This is a genomic window from Flavobacterium denitrificans DSM 15936, from assembly GCF_000425445.1.
Taxonomy (GTDB): domain Bacteria; phylum Bacteroidota; class Bacteroidia; order Flavobacteriales; family Flavobacteriaceae; genus Flavobacterium; species Flavobacterium denitrificans.
Map to the genome: position 1 here is coordinate 94732 of NZ_KE384377.1, position 23962 is coordinate 118693.

The 23962-nt window shown below is 33.9% G+C and carries 17 protein-coding genes; 7 read left to right on the plus strand and 10 right to left on the minus strand.

The features are described from left to right. Nucleotides 1–43 precede the first annotated feature (43 nt). Nucleotides 44–1240, minus strand: a complete 1197-nt coding sequence (locus tag H600_RS0112185; protein WP_026729041.1) for a pyridoxal phosphate-dependent aminotransferase — start codon at nt 1238–1240, stop codon at nt 44–46. A 123-nt stretch (nt 1241–1363) separates the two neighbouring features. On the opposite strand from H600_RS0112185, the gene H600_RS0112190 reads away from it, so the two are divergent. From H600_RS0112190 to H600_RS0112210, 5 genes are all read left to right on the plus strand, one after another. Beyond that, nucleotides 1364–2689 (plus strand): PDZ domain-containing protein, encoded by a 1326-nt coding sequence (locus tag H600_RS0112190; RefSeq protein WP_026729042.1) that lies wholly within the window; start codon nt 1364–1366, stop codon nt 2687–2689. Between the two features lie 127 nt (nt 2690–2816). Continuing rightward, entirely contained in the window at nt 2817–5447 is a 2631-nt protein-coding gene (locus H600_RS0112195) for a gliding motility-associated C-terminal domain-containing protein (protein WP_026729043.1), read from the plus strand. 31 nt (nt 5448–5478) lie between these two features. Then, the gene (locus tag H600_RS0112200) at nt 5479–6414 is read left to right on the plus strand and encodes a PorP/SprF family type IX secretion system membrane protein (RefSeq protein ID WP_026729044.1); all 936 of its coding nucleotides are present in this window, start codon (nt 5479–5481) and stop codon (nt 6412–6414) included. Between the two features lie 10 nt (nt 6415–6424). After that, nucleotides 6425–8557: an OmpA family protein gene (locus tag H600_RS0112205; RefSeq protein ID WP_051234447.1), complete on the plus strand. Its 2133-nt coding sequence runs from the start codon at nt 6425–6427 to the stop codon at nt 8555–8557. A 155-nt stretch (nt 8558–8712) separates the two neighbouring features. Then, nucleotides 8713–9198 (plus strand): hypothetical protein, encoded by a 486-nt coding sequence (locus H600_RS0112210; RefSeq protein WP_026729046.1) that lies wholly within the window; start codon nt 8713–8715, stop codon nt 9196–9198. Between the two features lie 95 nt (nt 9199–9293). Here H600_RS0112210 and H600_RS0112215 read toward each other — a convergent pair whose 3' ends face one another. After that, entirely contained in the window at nt 9294–9674 is a 381-nt protein-coding gene (locus H600_RS0112215; RefSeq protein ID WP_026729047.1) for a DUF1573 domain-containing protein, read from the minus strand. Nucleotides 9675–9958: 284 nt separating this feature from the next. Here H600_RS0112215 and H600_RS0112220 point away from each other — a divergent pair, with 284 nt between their 5' ends. Further along, nucleotides 9959–12592, plus strand: a complete 2634-nt coding sequence (locus H600_RS0112220; RefSeq protein ID WP_026729048.1) for a valine--tRNA ligase — start codon at nt 9959–9961, stop codon at nt 12590–12592. 74 nt (nt 12593–12666) lie between these two features. Here H600_RS0112220 and H600_RS0112225 read toward each other — a convergent pair whose 3' ends face one another. The 5 genes from H600_RS0112225 to H600_RS0112245 all read right to left on the minus strand — a co-directional run bounded on the left by H600_RS0112225 (nt 12667) and on the right by H600_RS0112245 (nt 21144). Continuing rightward, nucleotides 12667–13980, minus strand: coding sequence for an APC family permease (locus H600_RS0112225; protein WP_026729049.1), 1314 nt, complete (start codon nt 13978–13980; stop codon nt 12667–12669). A gap of 192 nt (nt 13981–14172) precedes the next feature. Next, on the minus strand, nt 14173–16395 hold the full coding sequence (locus H600_RS0112230; protein ID WP_026729050.1) for a TonB-dependent siderophore receptor: 2223 nt from the start codon (nt 16393–16395) through the stop codon (nt 14173–14175). Nucleotides 16396–16646: 251 nt separating this feature from the next. Further along, on the minus strand, nt 16647–17372 hold the full coding sequence (locus H600_RS0112235) for a DUF4198 domain-containing protein (RefSeq protein WP_026729051.1): 726 nt from the start codon (nt 17370–17372) through the stop codon (nt 16647–16649). Nucleotides 17373–17553: 181 nt separating this feature from the next. Next, complete coding sequence (locus H600_RS0112240; RefSeq protein WP_026729052.1) at nt 17554–18717, minus strand: PepSY-associated TM helix domain-containing protein; 1164 nt, start codon at nt 18715–18717, stop codon at nt 17554–17556. A gap of 102 nt (nt 18718–18819) precedes the next feature. Continuing rightward, nucleotides 18820–21144 (minus strand): TonB-dependent receptor, encoded by a 2325-nt coding sequence (locus tag H600_RS0112245; RefSeq protein WP_026729053.1) that lies wholly within the window; start codon nt 21142–21144, stop codon nt 18820–18822. Nucleotides 21145–21359: 215 nt separating this feature from the next. Between H600_RS0112245 and H600_RS0112250 the strand changes: the two genes are divergently transcribed. Continuing rightward, nucleotides 21360–22520, plus strand: coding sequence for an MFS transporter (locus H600_RS0112250; RefSeq protein ID WP_026729054.1), 1161 nt, complete (start codon nt 21360–21362; stop codon nt 22518–22520). 202 nt (nt 22521–22722) lie between these two features. Here the strand turns inward: H600_RS0112250 and H600_RS0112255 are convergent, their stop codons facing one another. Genes H600_RS0112255 through H600_RS0112265 form a run of 3 tightly spaced genes read right to left on the minus strand, consistent with a single transcriptional unit; the run spans nt 22723 to nt 23900 of the window. Beyond that, nucleotides 22723–23091 carry a hypothetical protein gene (locus H600_RS0112255; RefSeq protein WP_026729055.1) on the minus strand — a complete coding sequence of 123 codons (369 nt, stop codon included), beginning with the start codon at nt 23089–23091 and terminating at the stop codon, nt 22723–22725. Beyond that, a complete protein-coding gene (locus H600_RS0112260) occupies nt 23057–23365 on the minus strand; it encodes a DUF3592 domain-containing protein (RefSeq protein ID WP_157509916.1) in 309 nt (102 codons plus the stop codon). Before H600_RS0112260 ends, H600_RS0112255 begins: the two co-directional genes overlap by 35 nt. 58 nt (nt 23366–23423) lie before the next feature. After that, entirely contained in the window at nt 23424–23900 is a 477-nt protein-coding gene (locus H600_RS0112265) for a DUF6265 family protein (protein ID WP_026729057.1), read from the minus strand. Between the last annotated feature and the right edge of the window lie 62 nt (nt 23901–23962).

A 23962-nucleotide genomic window follows, 5' to 3' on the forward strand; every position in this document is an offset into this window, starting at 1 on the left:
CAACTTAAGTCAAAACAGATTTTTTGAATATTTTGTATGTTTTTTATCGTTTATTATAAACTAAAAGGGCTTCTTTTAAAATATTTACTGCTGTAATCAAGTCTTTTTTGTTTAAAACATAAGCAATTCGAACTTGATTCAATCCCATTCCAGGTGTTGAATAAAATCCTTTTGCAGGAGCAACCATTACAGTTTCTCCATTTAAATCATAACTTTCTAAAAGCCATTGCGCAAAATCATCTGAATTTTCAATTGGCAATTGTGCTATGCAATAAAATGCACCTTTTGGTTTAGTAACAATTACGCCTTCAATTTTGTTTAATTCAGCAATCAAAGTGTCTCGACGTTCTTTGTATTCGGCAATTACTTCGTCAAAATAACTTTGAGGTGTGTCTATTGCGGCTTCACAAGCAATTTGTTCAATAGTTGGAGGACTCAAACGAGCCTGCGCAAATTTCATTACTGTTGCCAGAACATCTTTGTTCTTGGTTACTAGACATCCAATTCTAGCGCCACACATACTGTAGCGTTTTGAAACAGAATCAACCATAATCACGTTTTGTTGCACATCTTCTAAATTCATTACTGAAAAATGTACATCAACGCCATCATATAAAAATTCGCGATAAACTTCATCAGCAATTAAATACAAATCGTGCTTTTTGATTAAGCTGGCTAATTGTTTAATTTCTGCTTCAGAATATAAATATCCAGTCGGATTTCCAGGGTTGCAAATCAGAATGGCTTTTGTTTTAGGTGTAATTAACTTTTCGACTTCTTCAATACTGGGCAAAGCAAAAGCAGTTTCAATTGTAGAAACAAGTGGAACTACAGTTGCGCTCGTAGATGATGCAAATGCATGGTAGTTAGCATAAAAAGGCTCCGGGATAATGATTTCGTCTCCAGGATCTGTAATTGTGGCCAGCGCAAATAGTAAGGCTTCAGAACCACCAGTTGTTACAATGATGTCTTCTGTGTTAACGTTTACATTTTGGCGCTGGTAAAAGTTTGCTAATTTTTTTCTATAGCTTTCATATCCGGCAGACGGACTGTATTCTATAAGTGTCAAATCAATATTTTTTACCGCCTCGATGGCCACTTCGGGTGTTTTGATATCCGGTTGACCAATGTTTAAATGATACACTTTGTGTCCTTTTTTCTTTGCTAAATCAGCAAAAGGAGCCAGCTTGCGTATCGGTGATTCAGGCATGTTTCTGCCTTTGTGTGAAATTGTTGGCATGAGTATAAATTATTGAAGTGCAAATTTGCATTTTTTTTTCGAATTTAACGTAAACATTATGAGGTGTTATGGAAATGTAACAATTATCAATATTTTTATTAATTTTATATTAAAATATTATCAATGAAAAAATATTTCATGTTGTTTTTTGGGCTTTTGGCATCTTTCAATCTCTACCCTCAAGACGATTTTTTGATTCATAGCCACAGTCGTAAGCTTACCATTCCATTTAAATTGATAAATAATCTCATATTTATTCCGATAAAAGTAAACGGCGTGGAATTGAATTTCTTATTAGACTCGGGTGTTGAAGAAACAATTTTATTCAGCATGGAAGAGAAAAAAGAAGTCAGTTTTAATAACGTTGTCAAAATCAAACTTAGAGGACTAGGAAGCGAAGAAGAGATCGAAGGCCTAAAATCAACAAACAATATAATGGAGACTCATGGCTTGCAATCAAATAACCATTTGGTTTATATAATATTGGATCAGAATTTTAATTTATCGTCACACATTGGAATTCCTGTAAACGGCATAATAGGCTATAAGTTTTTTAAGAACAATTTAGTTGAAATAAATTATACAAAGAAGAAAATCTACATTTATCCAAATACTGAAGAAATTAAAGAAAAACTGGACAAGAAATTCAAATCGGTTCCAATTTCGATCGAAAGATCAAAGCCTTATATTACTACAACCGCAGTGGTTGACAGTATCCAAATTTCTGCAAAATTATTAATTGATATTGGAAACAGTGATGCCTTTTGGATTTTTGAGAATAACAAAATTAAATTGCCGAAGAAAAATTTTCCAGATTTTTTAGGAAAGGGTTTTAGCGGTGATATTGAAGGACATCGCGCAAAAATTGCCAAGTTTTCAGTAGATGAATTTGATTTTAAAAACCCAATTGTTGCGTTTCCTGATTCAAGTTCGATACGGAATGTAAAAATGGTTCCGGGGAGAATTGGCTCAATTGGAGGTGAAGTTTTGAAACGCTTTACACTTGTTTTGGATTATGCTGACCAAAAAATGTATCTGAAAAAAAACAACAAATTTTCAGAACCTTTCACCTATAACAAAAGCGGAATCACGGTGCAGCATAACGGCTTGCAATGGGTTCAGGAGACTGTTCATTTAGAGACTGTTCAGGTTGCAAACTCTATGTCTGACGTAGGTTATGATGCGAAAAAAAATGATAATTTCAAGTATAAGTTTTCATTAAAACCGGTTTACGAAATTGTGAATATCAGAAAAAAATCGGCGGCAGAAAAGTGCGGTTTGAGAAAAGGAGATATTATTGTCAGTATTAATAATGCATTGCCCTATAAATATTCATTACAACAAATAAATAGCCTTTTAAAATCAGAAGATGATGTTTGGATTTCTTTAGAAATCGAAAGGGATTCAGTTATTTTAAAATTCAGATTTAAACTCGAAGATGAGTTGTGAAAGTGGGAATTAACATTTTTTAAAGAGTTTTTATGAAATTGATATTTTGTGAAAAAACAATTGTTAAATTGTTTTTTTTATTCGACCCCCACTATAATTTTAGTAAGTTTACGCAAAATATAAATTTATGGCAAAAAAATACATTAATTTCTTACGAATTACTTTAATTTTTGTTTTTTTATCCTTTTTTCCAAATACAATTTATTCGCAGTGCGCAGGCGAAGATGGAACTTTAACAGTTTGCGATATTCCTAATGTAAGTAGTCAAGCAATTGACTTAAATAATTATTTGACAGGTTCTCCTCTTAGTGGTGGAACGTGGACAGATACTGATGGTTCTGGAGGGTTGGATTCTGATACCGGAATTTTGAATGCGCAGCAAATTCGTCGTAGTGGTATTTTTCGTTATACTTATACCGTTGACGGAATAGGGCTTTGCCCAGATAACACTGCTGTTGTTACAGTTACGATTGGTGGATATTCAGGGGTGACTTCTCCAAATGTATCTGTCTGCAGTGCAATTGGCGAGTTTAATCTTTTTTCTGCTTTTAATGGATTGTACTTAAGTCCACATTCTAACGGACAATGGCATAATGATACTACAAATCAAAATGTAAGACCAGTTGTTAATGTGACAGACATGCAAGGAACTTATCAGTACACCTATACCATGCCTGCAATAGGAACTTGTCCTGCTATGTCATCAACTGCGGTTGTTACAATTTTTAAAGCTCCAGAATCTGGGACTGCCGAAATTTTAAAATTATGCGCTAGTGATGGATTGTCAGCTTATACTGATTATGATTTGTTCAACTCAATTTCAGGTCAAGATCCAGGAGGAACTTGGTCTGAGGTTAGTAATACTGGCGAATTGACTTTTGCAGGAGATCATTCTGTAAATATTCAAAGAGTTTATAATAATCGCGGACCAGGTAACTATTATTATAGATATACTGTAAAATCTACAAATCCAATTTGTTCTGATGAAGAAACGACGGTTAGAATAGCATTAGAGCAAAAACTTGATTTTACAGGTGCCAAAGTGAAAATTGATGCCAATAATATATGTGAAACAGAAATACCTACAGCAACTTATACGGCAACTATCACAAAAGGACCAGCGACGATTCCAAATGGAGATTATTATGTTTCGTTTACTGTTTCTGGGCCAAATGGCGGAAGCGAAACGCTGCCGGCAAATTTTATAAATGGTATTTTAGTTTTTCCTTTAAAATCAGATTATTTCCAACAAGTAGGTAGTTATACGGTAAGAATTACAAATATTTATGGTGCCAATAGTTTAAGAGCATGTCAAAACATTATTGGTAATCTTTCGGAGGCTGTTAATATCTATCCAATACCCGATTTAGCAGGCGCAAAAATAGAACCTATAAGTGCTTGTCAAAATACAATTGCAGAAGCGAAAATTTCTGATGCGGTAAAAATTGTCGATGGAACTTATACTTTACTTTACAATATTTCTGGAGCCAATAATGCATCTTCTCAAACAGCTACTGCAACTTTTGTTGGAGGAAATGCTACATTTGATATTCCTGCAATTTTGAATTCCCAAAGCGGAAGTGGTGCAATCAAAATAGTGAAGATCACACATGATATTTCTGGTTGTACAAATTCTGCTGATGTACAAGGCAATATAATTGTAAATCCTTTGCCCAATATTACAAATTTAAGAGTTCAAGTTGCAACAGTTTGTTTCGGATCAGCTGTAACTGCTTCAGTTTCGGGATTAGGAACTTTAACAGATGTTACATTGTCTTATTCTCTTTCAAATAGTAATGTCGCTCCGGTGCAAACAGTTGCATTGTCTCCTGTAAGTGGTAATGCTAGTTTTGTGATTCCTGCTGCTTTACTTGCAAATACAGGTTCGACCACAATTAAAATTGAGAATGTAAAAAACAATATTACCGGCTGTGACAGTCCGGTAACTTCGGTTTCTGCAGCGTTTTCAATAAATCCAATTCCAAATGCTCCAATAGCAACAGATCAGACTTTTTGTAAGTCCGAAGGAGCTGTTATTGCGAATTTGGTGCCTAACGGATCGCAATTTAAATGGTACAATTCACCAACTTTGACAACACCCCTTGCTAATACTTATGTTCTTAAAGATGAGACTTATTATGTTGCTGAAACTACTTTGTCATGTACTTCAGCGGCAACTATGATCAAGGTTACTTTAAGAGATACTCCTGCGCCTGTACTAAATGCAGATGGACAAAATTTCTGTGGTTTAGATGCGCCAACAATTGCCAGTTTGTCAAATAATACAGATGTTCCGTTGTCAGTAGTTTGGTATGATGCTCCAAAAGGTGGGGCTCTTTTGCCTCCTACAACGCTGTTGGTTGATAAAAAGAAATATTATGGATTTGATTTTTCGATAGCTGAAAACTGTCTATCATATGATAATCTTGAAGTCACAGTATCGCTAACAGATTGTGAAACCGTACCACCTGATTTCTATATTCCTGACGGATTTTCGCCAAATGGAGACGGCATAAATGATGTTTTTGTAATTCCGAACATCGACTTTTTATTCCCAGATTATATTATTGAAATTTTCAATAGATACGGAAACGGAATGTATCGCGGCGGAAAAGACAAGCCAGGTTGGGATGGTATAAACTATGAAACACAAGGTATTAACCACGGAATAGCACCAAATGGAGTTTATTTTTATGTTATCCATTTTAATAAAGGCGATAAGAAGCCTATACAAGGGCGCCTTTATTTAAATCGATAATTCCGTTTTACATTATTTAATATAATTTCAAATGAAAAAAATAATACTCTTTATAAGTTTTCTCTTTTATATAAATACAATTTCTGCTCAGCAAGATCCTGAGTATACCCACTATATGTACAATATGAGTGTGATCAATCCAGCTTATGCGACTGGAACTCCTCTTATGATGAATTTTGGAGGATTGTACAGAACGCAATGGGTTGGGGCTGTTGGTGCGCCAAAAACGTTTACATTTTTTGGACATACTGCTTTGTCGGAAAAAGTTGAAGTCGGAATGTCATTGGTTTCAGATGACATTGGAGACGGAGCAAAAAAAGAAACTAATGCGTATGCTGATTTTGCTTATGTGTTAAACTTAGGTGGTAAAAATAGACTTTCACTTGGATTGAAAGCAGGATTTTCAGCATTGCAAACTAATTTTAATGGGTTTGTTTTGCAAAGTGGAAATGCAGCCACAGATGCTGCATTCGCAGAAGACATTAACGTGACAAAACCTAATATTGGAGTAGGAGCTTATTATTTTACGGATAATTTTTACATAGGATTATCTGCTCCAAATTTATTGAAATCAAAACAAATTGAGGAAAAATCTGGATTGAACGCATATGGTTCTGAAGAAATTCATACTTATTTAACTGGAGGTTATGTTTTTCAATTAAATGATATGTGGAAAATCAAACCTGCTTCAATGGCAAAATTTGTGAAAGGCGCTCCCGTGGCAGTTGATATAACGGCAAATGTTTTGTACAATGAGAAATTTGAATTTGGTGGAGCATACCGAATTAATGATTCTTTTAGTGTTTTAGCAAATATAAATGTTACTCCTTCATTGAGAGTTGGTTATGCTTATGATTATACACTTTCCAATTTAGGTCAGTTTAATTCAGGAACACATGAAATTATGCTGCTTTTTGATTTGGATTTATTAGGAAAAGGATATGATAAATCACCTAGATTCTTTTAAAATGAAAAATATGAAAAAACTACTCGTTATTATATTCGTATTTTCAATACAATTTATAAGCGCCCAAGATAAAGAATTGGCAAGAGCCAAACGTTTCTTTGATAAGACATATTATAGCGAAGCTATCATTTTATATGAAAAATTAGCCGAAGAAAAACCTTCGCAGGAAGTGATAAAAAACTTGGCTGACTCGTATTATTATACTAACAATCTAGTAAAAGCCCAACGCTATTATAGACTTTTATTCCAAAACTATAATAAGGATTTGAATCGGGACTATTATTTCAGATTTGCGCAAACCTTAAAAGCAACAAATAGTTATGATGATGCCAATATGGCTTTAAAACAGTATTATGCATCTTCAAGTAGCGGAAAAGATTCGATTTATTTTAAAAATGAGTTGAAAGAGCTAGAAAATGTTTCGGCTATTGGAAACCGATTTGATATTAAAAATCTGGCTATAAACACTCCAAATTCTGAGTTTGGAGCAGTTCAGTATAAAGGAAATTTGGTTTTTGCAGCTGTAAAACTTAAACCTGGAATATTTGATAAAAAATTCAAATGGGACAATGAAACATATTTGAATTTAGTTTCGGTTCCCTTAACTGACATTAATTCGCAAGAGCCCAATATCGCTTATTTTGCACCAGAATTGAAAACTGGAATGCACGAATCAAATGCTGTTTTTACTAAAGATGGCAAAACAGTTTATTTTACGCGTAATAATTCGAAGAATAAAACTAGAAAAACAGACGATCAAAAAGTTTCGAATCTTCAAATTTTCAAGGCCGAATTAGTGGATGGAAAATGGACTAATATTGTGCCACTTCCGTTCAATAGCCCAAATTATTCAGTCGAACATCCAGCGCTTAGCGTTGATGAGAAAGTGTTGTATTTTGCTTCGGATATGCCGGGGTCTGTGGGTTCTTTTGATATTTATTCGGTAAACATCAATAAAGGCGCATTTGATACACCGAAGAATTTAGGTCCAATTATTAATACCGATAAAAGAGAGCAATTCCCTTTTGTTTCTGCAGATAACAAACTTTATTTTTCCTCAGATGGACATTTGGGTTACGGTTCGTTAGATGTTTTTGTTTCTGAAATTAAAGGAAATGACTATTCAGAACCTGTAAATATTGGATTGCCTTTGAACTCTAATTTGGATGATTTTTCATTTACTATTAATTCCGATACAAAAGAAGGTTATTTTGCTTCCAACAGAGATGGAGGTAAAGGGAGCGATGATATTTATCAATTCAAAGAGACAAAAGATTTGATTGTTGAAGACTGCAAACAGTTTATTGCTGGAACAATTACAGACGTTGACACCAATTTGCCTCTTGAAAATGCAACCGTAATGCTTCAGGATGCGTCGAAAAAAACACTAAATACAATTACAGTCGCAGCCGATGGAAAATTCAGTTTTACAGTTGCTTGCGAAAGTTCATACACAATTGTTGCTTTTAAAGAAAAATATACCAACGAATCAAAATCATTAGAAATTGGAAAAACCAGAAATGCTACAAATGATGGTTCATTGGCACTAAAATCTTTAGAGGCAATTAAGTTGGAAGAACAACAAATTGCAGAGAAAAGAAGAAAACAAGAAATTCAGCTCGAAACTGAGAAAAAAGAAAAAGAAGCTTTGGCTATTATTGCATTAAATGAAGCAGCTAAAAAAGCAAAAGCAGATGAAATAAAAGCAGAAGAAGCAAAGAAAAAGGAAAAAGTAAACGAGATTTTAAAACAAGAAAAAGATGTTGTAAAAGATGATAAAGATCGATTAATTATTAAAACTGATCCTATTTATTTTGACTACAATATGTGGTACATTCGTAAAGAATCAAAAGTTGTTTTAGGACGAGTGGTTGCCTTAATGAACAAATATCCAGGAATGGTTATAGAGATTGGCTCACATACAGATTCGCGAGGAAATGCAAAATTCAATGAAGAACTTTCTCAAAAAAGAGCAAATTCAACTAGAGAATTTATAATTCAGTCGGGAATTAATGCAAGTAGAGTTTCTGCAAAAGGTTATGGCGAATCTGTTCCAATTATAAAATGTAAAACAGACGATGCTTGTTCAGAAGAAGATCACGAGTTGAACAGAAGATCTGAGTTTATAATCAAGAAGTTGTAATAGATAGTATTGTCATTAGAATATTCTGTAGAGGCGCACTGCTGTGCGTCTAATTCATGGGGTGACACTCGTTATGAAAAAATATTTTTTAATCAAGAAGCCTTTTTTTTGGCTTCTTTTTTATTTATTTTTATATGAAATTAAAAAATTCAGTTATGAAAAAAATTGTATTGTGTTGTATGCTTTTGTCTTTTATTGGACTTCAAAGCTGTAAAAATGAGGAAAAACAAAAAGCAGAAGCGGCAGCTAAAGCTGAAGGTGAAAAAGTAGTAAGTACGGAATGTTATAAAGCAATTTATGAAAACGATACTTTAGATCTAAAGTTGAATACACTGAAAAACGGAAAACTGAGTGGCGATATGATAATGAAAGTTGCTTCCTCACCCCTAAAAAAAGGCGAAATTCTGGGGGAATTTCACGGTGATACTTTGTTTGTTGATTACACTTTTGTTGACGGAACAAATAATAATGCAAAATATAAAAACCCGATGGCTCTTTTAAAACGTGATAAACAGCTAATTTTAGGAAACGGAACAATGCAGACAACAATGGGAGTAACATATTTAGTAAAAGATAAACCAATTGATTTTGAGCGTGTAAAATATAAATTTGATTCAGTTGAATGTGTTGAAAGCAAGTAAGAAGTAAGATTTAGAAAGCAAGATATTGCTCTAAAAAATAAAAAGCCGTTTCTAGATAAAGAAACGGCTTTTGTTATTTTTAGATTTAAAAAATTTTATAAAACTTCACCTTTAATTTTTAAGGCAACACGTCCGTCAGGATAATTGACTGCGTTGGTTTCAACAGTAATTGTTTTACGAATTGGGCCAGAAACCATATTGTATTTTACATCAATTTTCCCTTTTTTTCCAGGTTGAATCGCTGCTGTGGGTTTAGTCACCACAATAGAACTCACAGTAGATTCCGCACCAATAATTAATAACGGAGCATCTCCAGTATTTGTGAATTCAAAAGAGCGGACTCCGTTATCACTTTTCGAAATTTTTCCATAATCAATTGTATTGTCCTGAGCCGAAAATTCAATTTTCGGGCCATTTTGCGCATAACCGATTGCACTAAACAATACGATTGCAATAAAAGAGGCAACATTTTTCATTTGAAATTATTTTTAATTGTAAGTAAATATACATTCTTTTAATTAACACACAAATTAATAATTCGCTTTTTATAGTGTCTTTAATTATTTACTTTTGCTGTCAGTTATAATTACAAAAATTGAACCAATTTTTTGTTTAACTGTTTAATCGTTTATTTGTTTGATCGTTTTGATTGAGTTGTAAATGATTTTATTTAAACAGAAAAACATTTAATTAGTCAATTTAATTTCAATGATCAAAGCCGATTGAACGGTTAAACAAATAAACGATTAAACATATATAAATGACAATTCCAGCACAATTTGACGCTAAGACGATTGAGAGTAAATGGTATGATTACTGGATGAAAAACAACTATTTTCATTCAGAGCCAGATCATAGAACACCGTACACCATTGTAATCCCGCCGCCAAACGTCACTGGAGTCCTTCACATGGGACATATGTTGAACAATACGATTCAGGATGTTTTAATTCGTAGAGCGCGTCTTAAAGGATTCAACGCTTGTTGGGTTCCGGGAACGGATCACGCATCGATTGCTACTGAGGCAAAAGTAGTAGCAAAATTAAAAGCAGAAGGAATCAATAAAAACGACTTAACCCGTGAAGAATTCCTAAAACACGCTTGGGAATGGACCGATAAATACGGCGGAACAATCTTAGAACAGCTTAAGAAATTAGGAGCTTCTTGCGATTGGGAACGCACTAAATTTACTATGGATCCAGATATGTCTGCATCTGTAATTAAATCGTTTGTAGATTTATATAACAAAGGATTAATTTACCGTGGATACCGAATGGTAAACTGGGATCCAGAAGCAAAAACAACTCTTTCTGATGAAGAAGTAATTTACGAAGAGCAACAAGGAAAATTGTTTTTCTTAAAATATAAAATTGAAGGAACTGAGGAATTTTTGACCATTGCCACAACTCGTCCTGAAACTATTTTTGGAGATACTGCGATTTGTATCAATCCGAATGATGAGCGTTTTACACACTTAAAAGGTAAGAAGGCGATCGTTCCAATTTGCGGAAGAGTTATTCCAATTATTGAAGACGAATATGTAGATGTTGAATTCGGAACAGGATGTTTGAAAGTAACGCCTGCGCACGACATGAACGATAAAACCTTAGGAGAAAAACACAACCTTGAAATCGTTGATATTTTTAATGAAGATGCAACATTAAACAGCTTCGGATTACATTATCAAGGAAAAGATCGTTTTGTAGTTCGTACTGAAATTGCAAAAGAATTAGAAGAAATTGGGGCTTTGGCGAAGACCGAAATCCATTTAAATAAAGTTGGAACTTCTGAAAGAACAAAAGCGGTAATCGAACCAAGATTATCAGACCAATGGTTCCTGAAAATGGAAGATTTGGTAAAACCAGCCATTAAATCGGTTTTAGAAACAGGAGATATTAAATTACATCCAAAACGTTTCGAAAATACTTATGCGCATTGGTTAAACAACATTCGTGATTGGAATATTTCTCGCCAATTATGGTGGGGACAACAAATTCCGGCTTACTATTACGGAGACGGAAAAGAAGATTTTGTAGTTGCAGAAAACATTGAAGATGCATTAGCTTTAGCTAAAGAAAAAACCAACAACCAACAACTAACAACCGACAACTTAAAACAAGACGTTGATGCGTTAGATACGTGGTTTTCATCTTGGTTATGGCCAATGTCTGTTTTTGGCGGAATTATGGATCCAGAAAGTCCAGATTTTAAATATTATTATCCAACAAACGACTTGGTAACTGGTCCGGATATTTTATTTTTCTGGGTAGCGAGAATGATCATCGCTGGTTACGAATATGCGGGTGAAAAACCATTTACAAACGTATATTTGACTGGTTTAGTTCGTGATAAACAACGCCGTAAAATGTCTAAATCATTAGGAAACTCTCCTGATCCTTTAGATTTAATTGAGAAATTTGGAGCCGATGGTGTTCGTGTAGGATTGCTTTTAAGCGCTTCTGCAGGAAATGATATTATGTTTGATGAGGAATTATGTCTTCAAGGAAAAGCGTTCTCAAACAAAATCTGGAATGCTTTCAAATTGATTAAAGGATGGGAAGTTTCAGAAACTATTCCACAGCCAGAATCATCAAAAGTAGCGATCGAATGGTACGAAGCAAAATTACAGCAGACTTTAGTTGACATTGAAGATAATTTTGAGAAATACAGAATCTCAGATTCATTAATGGCAATTTACAAATTGGTTTGGGATGATTTCTGTTCTTGGTTCTTAGAAATGATTAAACCAGCTTACCAACAACCAATTGACAGCGTAACTTTCGCGAAAGCGATCGAAATGTTAGAAAGCAACTTGAAATTATTACATCCTTTCATGCCTTTCTTGACAGAAGAAATTTGGCAGTTAATTACAGAGAGAACTCCAGAAGAAGCTTTAATTGTTTCGACATGGCCGGAATTAAAATCATTTGATGCTAAATTAATTGCTGATTTTGAAAACTCAATTGAAGTAATTTCTGGAATTAGAACGATCAGGAAAGATAAAAATATTCCGTTTAAAGACGCGATTGAATTAAAAGGAATCAACAGCGAAAATGTTTCAACGTATTTTGATTCAGTTGTAACGAAATTAGGAAACGTTTCGGCTTTCGAATATGTTTCTGAAAAAGTAGATGGCGCATTGTCTTTCCGTGTAAAATCAAATGAATATTTTATTCCGATTACTGGAAATATCGATGTTGAAGCTGAAATCGCAAAACTGACAGAAGAATTGAATTACACAAAAGGATTCCTGAAATCTGTTGAAGCAAAACTTTCAAACGAGAAATTCGTAAACGGAGCTCCGGAAAAAGTTTTAAATATAGAAAAACAAAAACAAGCAGATGCTTTGGCAAAAATTGCTACAATCGAGCAGAGTTTGGCTGGTTTGAAATAAGAAATATTGTTTTTAAGTACCAGACCTAACAGGTTTTTAAAACCTGTTAGGTCTTTTTTTATACAAACAAGGTATTATTTCTTCTTCTTCAAAACCAAAAACAAAGGATAAGAAACAATCGTAATTCCAACAATAATAATAAAGCTTTTAGGATCGCTGTAAATAAACCCTCCAAGCAATGCGATTGAAAATATAATAGCGATTATAGTTGTCCAAGGATACCAAAAAGAACGATAAGGTCTTGGTAAGTCTGGTTCAGTAGTTCTTAGTTTTAAAAGCGAATAATACGCCAGTCCCCAAACAATTATGGAGATAAAAGCGGCAAAAGAAAACAATATTTCAAAGGAGCCGATACAAATTAGAAATAAGCTGAAAAGTGACGAAACCAAAAGTGCTATAATTGGAGTTCCACCTTTATTTACTTGAGTTCCTTTTTCAATAAAAAAACCGTCACGGCTTAATCCGTAAAGTATTCTCGGCGGGATCATCATAAAGGCATTCAAAATGCTGATTAGAGAGAATATCGAAATTACGGTTACAATTATTGCTCCGTTTTCTCCAAAAAGAACTTTGGCAACATCAGCGGCAGCCAAATTAGATTTTGCTAAAGACTCAATTGGCAAAACATGAAAAAATGCTGCATTTACCAAAACATAAATGGCTACAACCAGCAAAACTCCGCTGTATAATGATTTTGGAATATTTTTGCCTGGGTCGTCATTTTCTTCGGCAAAAAAGCAAACCGCATTCCAACCATTATAAGTCCCAATAATAAGTTGTAGTGATTTGAAAAATCCAAAAATTAGTCCGATTTGAAAAACCGAGTTGTTTGTTTCAATCTTTGGAACTTCAGCGCCAGAATACATAAAACAAGCGACAACCAAAGCAACGAAACAAATTACTTTCAAAAAACTAGTAATTTGCTGAATTACGCTTCCGTTTTTGACGCCACTTAAGTGCAGTAAAACAAACGCAATTAATAAAGAAATAGAAATTACTGTTGAATAATTAGCCAACTCGGGAAATAAAATAATAGTATATTCACTAATTACGATGCAGTAAAAGGCTGGCGGAATGGCATTGACTATATAGTCATACCAGCCAGAAAGAAATCCGGCGTAATCTCCTAAGGCTCTTTTGATGTAATTATAAGAACCTCCTGCTTTTGGAAGCATCGTCGCTAATTCAGAATACGAATTTGCGCCTAATAAAACATATAATCCGCCAAAAATCCAAGAGAAAAGAATTAGCCAATAATTGTCTAAAAGCCCAGCAATTGAACCTGGTGTTCTCAAAATCCCGACTCCGATTGTTCCGCCAATTAATACGGCTATGTTAAAGCTTAATCCAAGTGTTTTTTTTAATTGGTTTTGTTTGGAATCTGACATAGATTTTTGTTTTGTTGAAAATGGAAATTTAAAACAAAAATAAAGATAATTAGAGCACTTTTTGCTGTAAAAAATAAAAACCTCATTTATTGCTAAATGAGGTTTTTGGTGAAATTTAAACCAAATTTTTTTCTGTTTTTTTGAATAAAAAGACTGAAAAAATTTTAACAAATTAAAATCTAATTCAAAAATTTAGAATTTGTATCGTAGACTTGTCATAAATTGACGAGGCGCAATAGGGTTGACACTATAGTTTTCGTGAACTGTATAGTTTAACTCATTTGTAAGGTTTGATAATTTACAAAGAATTGAGAATTTTTTCCAAGTGTAACCAAGTGAAGCATCAATTGTTGTATAGCCTTCCAATGGAATATCACGGTCTCTGATTGTAATTGTGTATGTTTTTGGGTTTGTTGAAGGTTTGTTTTCTGTCCAAACATAATCATCATTCCATCCCGCTAAACGATCTCCGATGTAATTAGCAATTGCTCCAAAAGAAAGACCTTTCAAGGCTCCTGTTGGCAAAGTATAGAAAAAGCTTAAGTTAGCAGTATTTTGCGGTGTTCTTACAACGCGATCTCCTTCAACAAAACTTCCTTGTGTTCCAGATGTGTTTACATAGCGCATGTCATTATAGCTATAACCTCCTATGATGCTTAAGCCTTCTAAAGGTCTTGCAGTAATGTCAATTTCAATTCCCTTGCTTTTTGTCCCGCCACCTAAAGTTTTGATAGTTGTATCGGTGTTTGGAGTTCCGTCAGCTCTAAATTCTGCAGTTTGTGCTAAATTGCTGTTTTTGATTTGGTAAACTGTCACATTTGTGCTTAAAGCGCCACTGAAGAATTCTTTTTTGATTCCAGCTTCGTACTGATCAATAATTGAAGCTTCAATAGGTTTTAAATCAACTGTTGTTCCTGAATTTGGCGTAAATGAGTTCGAGTAACTTGCAAATACAGACATGTCTTTCAATGGTTGGTAAACCAATCCTACTTTTGGTGAAAACGCATCATCTTTACGTGGAGCGGTTTCTGTCATTACACTTGGATTTTTTGTCATATCATAAGTGTAAACGGTTGCTTCTTGCCATGACCAACGCATTCCAAGTAAAACTTTGATTTTTTCAGTAAATGAAATCAAATCTTGTGCATATACTCCAAAACGGTTTGTTTCTGTTTTAGTGATTCTTGTAAGAGTTGAATTCGGAATATCATTTCTTTGTGTTGACGGATCGAAATTGTAAAGATTGATCGTGTCGTAATTTGCAGGATTGAAAACATAAGTATTTGCAGTAGCAAATGAATTTTCCCAATCAACACCTGTAAATAATTGGTGTTTTACAGATCCCGTATTGAAGTTTCCTTGCAAACTCAACTGATCACCCAATATAGTTTCCAAATTTTTATTTTGTACCAATGGTCTTGTCCAGTCTCCAGCTGGTGTTACGGTTGATAATTGCGCAGTAGATTTTGATGCTCTGTCATAAGATTGGAAAGAGCTGTTGAAATTTAATTTCCAGTTTTTGTTGAAATCGTGGTTTACTAATACCGAAGCACTAGCCGATTTAGTTTGTCCGTTTGACCAAAGTGCGCCGTAAAAGTTGTTACGTGGCACATCAACAAGTTCTTTTCCGATAATTCCTGTTCCAAAATCAGGAGTCCAATCTGCAGTTAAATAATCTCCTTGTACTGTAATCTGAGTTTTTGAACTAACAATAAACAGCAAAGACGGATTTACATATACACGTTCGTTTTTTACGACATCTCTAAAGCTTTCTGAATTTTCATAAGAACCATTGATTCTGAAAGCAATTGATTTTGTCAAACCTCCATAAAAGTCGAAAGCTGGTTTGTAATAAGCATAACTTCCAAATTGCATTGAAACTTCACCACCGCTTTTAAATTGAGGCGTTTTAGTTACTAAGTTCAAGATTCCGCCTGGAGCAACGTTTCCGAATAATAAAGCCGAACTTCCTTTTAGGAATTCTACTTTATCTAAACCTGAAACATCTGGAATAGAACCCGCATTGTAACGGAAACCATTTTTAAACATATTGTTAGCAGACATGTCGTATCCTCTTGAGAAAAATGACTCTTGAGCACCACCACGAGCTGAACCTACATAAACCCCATTTGCATTTTTTAAAACCTCACTTAATCTAATTGCTTGTTGTTGTTCGATAACGTCTGAACCAATAACTTGAATAGATTGCGGATTGTCCATTGGCTTTAAACCAGAACGTACTGCAGTTACCGGCTTAGGCTCTTTGGCTTTTGTTACAACTACTTCGTTTAGGATTTCCCCTTTTTTGTTTTTTACAGTATCACTAACAGTTGTGGTATTTTCTGCACTTGTAAATTCTTGGCTATAAGCTCCAAAACTTATTAAAGATAAAGCAAGTAGTAAACTATGTTTCATGTGACTTATTTAGATTTAATAAAAATAATTTTTTACAAATATAAGGTCGCACAAAGGGTTTAACAAAATTTATAGAGGTATTTTCTCGCTTAAAGTTTTATTATTATTATCTTAAGATTTGCTTAAGATTTTGTTTTTACTAAATCATTTTCTTATTTAGATTGAATTAAAAGAAGCTGTTTTCAAATAGAAAAGCCTTACTCAAAGAGCAAGGCTTTTACTAAGACTAATTTAAAAATGAAGGGGTATTATTATTTTACAGTAATCTGGTATGTTGCCATTTTCCAGATTTCATCATATTTTTTTCCGTTGTGATCACCCGATGCTTTTTCAGTGTGCGCATATTCAACCATATAATTTCCAGACCAAATAGGAGTAAATGAAAATTCACCTTTTTCGTTGGTCCATAATTCTTTTTCCCATCCATTAGGAGCGATTACCTTAATTTTTGCTTCTTTTGCTACTGCACCATCGTAAGTTGCTATTCCAGCAATTTTTGAATCTTTCTTCGCTACATCTGCATTTTCAGAAAATACGCCAATTTGGTTTTTATTTGCTGTAGCAGTGTTTCCTGCAGTCTTGTTTCCAACTACTACTGTTGCGCTTGAATTATAATCTAAAACCATTGTTCCATAAACATCTTTTACTTTATGGTGCATAACAATGGTATAAACGCCATCTTCATCTGGTGTAAAAAAAGCTTGGTATTTATTATCTAAAGCTTTAGAAGTCAGTTTGGTTTCTTTTTTAGATGGACTCACTAATACTAAAGAAAAATCTTTTAAGTCTGAAAACCATTTGTCAGCTTTTGTAATATCGTTTTCTGAAAATTCTCCAAAATAAACTGAAATTTCTTGTGCTTTTCCTTTTACTCCAGTTGCTTTGGTTTCGATCCAAAGAGCGTGAGCAAATATTTGTGGACTAGCAACTAACATTAAAAATAAAAATGCAATTGTTTTTAAAGTTTTCGATTTCATAATAATTTAGGATTAAGATTAATTGTTTTAGAAAATTCTTCTACAGTTGTATGCAAAAAAATCGTTGAGTAGCTGACTTTGCTGGCCTGCTGAAATTACTTGCAAATATAAAGTTTTAAATTAGTTTAGCAATTCTTATTTAGAATAAATATTGATAATTTTTTAAAAATGTTTTACAAACCTAATTTTGAGATTTGACAGCTGTTTTTTTCTTTTTGTTATTTCGTCCCCACCAAATTAAAAATCCAGTTATAGGCAGGCTTGCAGAAACCAAACTGGCAAAGAAAGCCAGCACTTTTCCGGGAAATCCCAAAATACTGCCCACATGCAAATCGTAATTTATGAAGCGAAATTTTTCGCCTCCGCTTTTATCTTCATAGGTCGTTGTTCTTAGATTTTTGGCGGTATAACGATCAAATTCCATTGATACATCATCAAAGCGATTTTTGTAGCGTACAAATGTTTGAAAAGTTGCCAATGAATCATCCGCTTTTGGAACAAACAAATAATAGCTTTTTGCATTAGGATTTGCTTTTCTTGTTGCGGTGAATATTTTATCTGTTGCTGAGTTTATATTGTATTCAGCGGTATCAGAAACTAGTTTTTCTTTGGTAATTGTTTTACCGCCGTTAAAAATCCATTGAACGCCTTTGTCGTAACATTCAAAAGCCCAAACTAATCCTGTCAAAGCAATGATTAAGGCGAAAATCATCGTATAATATCCTAGAATATTATGTAAATCATAATTTTTCCGTTTCCATTGTGTCGTGTTTTTCCATCTAAACCAAAAACGTTGTTTTGCTGCCTGTTTGTTTTTTGGCCACCAAAGTATCAAACCTGTAATTAATGAAATGATAAAAATAATAGTTGCCGTTCCCACTATTGGGTCGCCAATTTCACTATTAAAACAAAGTGTTTGGTGCAACATTCGAATAAAAACAAAAAATTCAAAATTATATTCTTCCAATTTTTGAACGGCTCCTGTATACGGATCTATATAAACATAAGTATTTTGATACCGATTCCAATACCAAACGGCATCTTTGTCTAATTCTTCAAAAAACCAAACAATAACGGTACGTTTATCATCATTTATAATTCGGGCACCCGAAAGTTTTTGATTAGGATGTGTTTTTGCATTTGCTTCTTCAGCGATTTGGATGAGTTGGCTAACAGGCAGTTTTTTAGTTTTGACGTGCTCCACAAAATAATATTGGTGGACTATAGGTCGCAATTCTTCTTCGAAAACATACAAACAACCCGTGATGCCTAGTATAATCACAATTAAGCCAGAAGCTAGTCCTAGCCATAAATGAACTTTTTTTATAAAATTTTTAAATGCCATTTTTGTTCATGCTCTAGCAATCTAAATAAAACTGCTATTAAGATTTAAAAAAAAAGCACCTCAATGTTTTGGAAAAGAGGTGCTTTCTGTCTCTGTTTAATTTTAGAATTTCAATGTTAAGCTTGCCAGAATGTTAGTTGGCGCTTGCGATGTTCCCCAAAAATCCCAATATCTTTCATTAGTAATATTGTTGAATTTCAGGCCAATTCTCCACGAAGTTTGATCATAATAAACAGATGCATTGTAAGCGGTGTATGATGGCATATAAAAAGTATTATCGGCTGTAAAATAGTTTTTGTCAACATAGTTTGCGCCTGCGCCAATGCCTAAACCTTTTAATTTATTTTGAAAAGTATAAGAAGTCCAAAAATTGACTACATTTTCAGGAGATCCTGTTGCTTTGTTTCCTTCGATAGTCGCATCAGAAGCTCTTACGATTCTATTATCGTTATAGCCGTAACCTGCAACAATATTTAATCCATTTATAGGATTTGCAATTAATTCAAAATCAAAACCTTTACTAACTTGTTTTCCATCTTGTATTGTAAATCCAGCAGAAGTGAGTCTTGTCGCATTATCAATTGTGATATTGTAGTAACTAACAGAACCGGTCAATTTTTTATGAAATGCTTCTGCTTTAATTCCCCCTTCATATTGAACAGCATAAATTGGATCTAAAACTAACTGTGTCGCATCTGGCTGTGTAACGGGTTGCATATTTTGAAACCCGTTCATATAATTTCCAAATACTGAAACTTGATCTTTTACCAATTCATAAACTAATCCAAGTTTTGGTGCTAATGCCGTTTGATGATAACCTTCAACTGTTCCTACTTTTTCGCGATCAAAATTATCCAAACGCAAACTCAGCATAGCCGAAAGTCTATCAGTAAAATTGACAACATCACAAGCATAAATGCTAAAAGTTTTTTGGTCTGCAATTGGGGATGTTGTTAGGACAAGTCCAGCATCAACGGCTTTTCTTCTAATAGGGGCAAAGTTGGTTGTTACGTCTATGTTGTCAAGCGTAAAAGTTGTTCCACCCGAAAATGCACTGCTGTAAAGTCTGTAGTTTACTCCTGCCAAGAACTTATGTTTGATGTTTCCAGTATTGAACTTTCCGTTTATGTTTTCCTGAATGTTGGTATAGTTGTTATAAATAGGCCCCCAAAGTCCCACTCTTCGTGCTACTTGCGTTGGAGAACTCCAAACGGCATAACTCTGATAACTGCGTTCTACATCTTCGCCTACAAAAGAGAAAACGGTTGTCGATTTCCAATTTTCAGAAATTTCATATTCGGCTTGGGCAAAAACTTTAGTTGCTGTTGATTTTGCGTCATTATCATCGTGAAACATTGATTTTCTGTAATCAATTTTCAGATCATTTGGATTTGTAATTCCAGAAGTTGTTGCATAAGTATTATACGTACGACGTGTGTTGTTTACGTTGTAAAGTTCAGCATCAAAATTGAAAGTCAATTTTTCAGATGCTTTGTAAGTCAAACTTGGGGCAAAAAGCAATGTATTGTTGAATCCATAATTCAGGAAGCTTTTTTCTCTGTTTACCGCCATATTGATTCTAAACAAAACGGTTTTGTCTTTGTTTAGCGGTGTATTTACATCAGCTGTAAGTCGGTTTAGGTTGTAGCTTCCGGCGGTATATGATATTTCGGCAGCGGTTGTTTCAAAAGGTTTTTTGGTAACCAAATTGACAACACCTCCAAATGAAGATACAGAAGAACCAAACAAAGTTCCCGACGGTCCTTTCATAATTTCGATTCGCTCTACGTTTCCAAGATCGACTGAAGAACGACCGGAAGCCGTTTCCATTCCATTTCGCGCATTTATTCCAGTAGAAAATCCTCTGAAAATTACGCCAACTCCTCCAGATGGATAACTGATTGAAACCACTCCAGGAGAATTTTGAACTGCACTTCTAATATCAACCGCAACTTGTTCCTGTAAAAGTTCTTTGTGAATAACGCTATAAACTTGTGGGTTTTCTAGGTTTTTAAGTGGCATTCGGGCAACATAATCCGTTTTTTTAGAAGTGATGCTTTTTTTTCCACTAATAACAACTTCTTGAAGTTCTTTATTCGAAACTTTTAGTTGCAGGCTCAGTGTATTGGTTTCGTTTTCTGTTACTATAAGTTCTTTTTCAGAAGTTTCATATCCCGTCAACGAAATTTGCAGTATATAATTTCCTGCTTTTACTCGGTTGAATTCAAATGTACCGTCATCGTTGGTTGTGGTGCCATACTTTGAATTTTTTAAAATGATATTTACGCCCGCAGCAGCATCGCCGTCTGAAGTGGTAATAATTCCTTTAATTTTTCCATTATTCTGTTGTGCAAAAGCACTGAAAAATAAAAATAGAAAACTGATTGAAAATAGAAAACGAGAAGTTTTCAGCTTAATGTAATTCATCGATTATTTTAATTGGTTTGTAATTAATTTTATTTAGAACAAATAAAAACAGTGCAAATGTAGAAATTAAAATAACTTTAACAATTATTATTTTTATCATTTGTCGATGAAATTGTTAAATGTTGGATTTGTAATTTATTAAAGGGAATTCTTATTCAAAGTTGTAGTAGATAAAGTTTAAAAAGCCTTAATTTTGCAGTCAGAAAATTGACTTCATGATTTTACCTTTCTTAAAAAAATACCAAAACACTCCCAAAGGATATCGAATAGCAAATACTGTGTTTTTTTTCCTGTCTGGAATTGGATATTCGTCGTGGGTTTCTAGAATCCCACATATACAAGCCCAACTGCATTTGTCTGAAGCTCAGTTTGGAGCAGTATTATTTGCTTTCCCAATAGGGTTGATGCTTACAATGCCGTTTACAGGAAAACTTTTGAATAAATACAGCAGTCGCTATATTATGCTTTTAGGCGCAATCATGTTTAATATTGTGCTTGCTTTGCCGGGTTTGGTTGCCTTTGTTTGGCAATTGGTTATTGTGTTGTTGATATTTGGAGCGTCTCGAAACATTTTTAATTTATCGATTAATGCGCAATCGCTCGAAGTGCAGAAATTATATCCAAAATCGATTATTACGCGTTTTCATGCCGTTTGGAGCATTGCTGTTTTTTCAGGAGCGGGTTTAGGTTATGTTATGGTAACACAGCATGTTGCGCCTTCGCATCACTTACTTGGAGTTAGTGTTTTTATGATGGCTTTAACGGCCTGTTTTTACCCAATGAGTATTCATAATGAACCAGTTCCGGTAAAAAAGAAATTCTTTTCGATGCCTGAAAAAAACTTAATCAAATTTGCTTTGATTTGCTTCGTTTCAATGGCTTGCGAAAATACAATGTACGATTGGAGTGGTATTTATTTTGAAAACATTCTAAAAGCTTCGCCAAAATTAACCAGTGCCGCGTTTGTTTTTTTTGCAACTGCAGTAACGCTCGGACGTATTTTTGGAGATTATGGCGTAATGAAATTTGGCACCAAAAAAATTCTGCTTTATAGTGGAATATTGATCACTGTTGGTTTCGGAATCTGTTTTGTTTTGCCGTATGCTTATCCGACTATTTTTGGTTATGTTTTAATCGGGTTTGGAGTTTCTTGTGTTGTCCCATTGGTATTTAGTATTGCCGGAAGATCTTCAAAATTAAGCAGTGGTTCTGCATTGACTTCTATCTCTACAATTGGGTATTTAGGATTCTTATTAGTGCCGCCAATGGTTGGTTTTATTTCTGAATATTTAAGCATGAAATGGGCGTTTCTTGTAATGGCACTTCTCGGAATTCTGATGATCTTTATGGTAAATAAGATTGGGGAGAATGAATGATTTAGATGCTAAGACACTAAGATGCTGAGGTTCTAAGTTTTTTTGTTGCGGGGAATGCGTTGTGGATTATCTTTGCACAAACTGGACTGAAGTCCAGCTCTACAATATTTTTAGAACCTTTGGTTCTTTTTTTTTACTTTAAAATTCCGGAAGAATGTATGATTTTGTAGAGAGGGATTTCAAACCGTCTGAGGTTTTTTAATCATGGGTAAATATATCGTACGATTTCTTCCTTTTTGCTATCATAAAAATAACCATCGTTAGCAAATTCATTTACTAAATCAATTTCATAGTTTTCATTAATATAATTTAGGATTGACAAAAAAGAAAGCAAAGTTTTTCTGGTTGATCTGCAATTAACGTAGAATAGCTCTTTTTCAACCTGATTTTCTATGCAATAAAACCTAAAATCGAAAGTGGTGTTCATTGATTGTTCTATTCGATTATATCTAAAAATAAAAGAAGTAATTCCGTTTTGAATAAGATTGATTATAAAAGCTCGAATTTCATTGTGCTTGTCATAGCCATTCCATATTTCACTCCCAATAATTTTTAATTTTATGTCTGACATCAGATGGTTTTTTGGGATTAATGTATAATACTATTTTGCGATTGAAATTATAAGTGGCAAACCTTATCGGAATCTGCCCTTGATACGTATGTTTTTCATCATTGAAAGTATATTCTATAATTGGCGTATAATACGTTGCTGATACTTCTGGATTGCTCGGACTTCCTGTAGCATCTCGCCATCTTATCCTTTCTTCAAAACGAACTATTTTACTTTCAACAGGTATAAATGATTTTGGAATAAAAGAATAATATAAATATAGGATACTATTCACTAGAATAATAAGGCCCAAAAAAGAAAAACCGAGTATAATAAACCACATTCAAAAACAATTATTTCTTAGTCATAACAAACTTCTCTGAACTCGGTTTTCCATTCAAATTCCCGGAAATCTCAGCAGTCAAAGTATTATTTGCACCTTTTGTATACGTGATTTTTTGAGGATAATCGTGTTTTGGGTTTTCGAAAACCAATTTTTGATCTGTTTCAGAAGTTGACGGAAACGAAACCGGTTTGTCTTCGTTTTGCCCTTTTACGGTTGCTTTATAGGTTAAGGTTTCACCTAATTGCGCCAAAATAATAGTTTCAAGGTGCAAAGTATCTTTTCCTTTTATAAAATAAGATGAAGCACTGAATGTGCTGTCGTTTAACTTTTGCCAGTTTTCAGATAAAACGCCTTCTTCTGATTTATTTTCCCAGTTTCCAATCAACCAATCGGCTTTTTTGATTTTATCTTTTTCTACAGTTTCTTTTTTCTGGCAAGAAACAGCTGTTATTACAAGCGCTAAAAGAGTAATTTTCTGAAACATCTTAAATGGGTTTTGGTGTTAAATTCTAGTACTAATGTATGAAAAAAATGTTTGCCACTAAT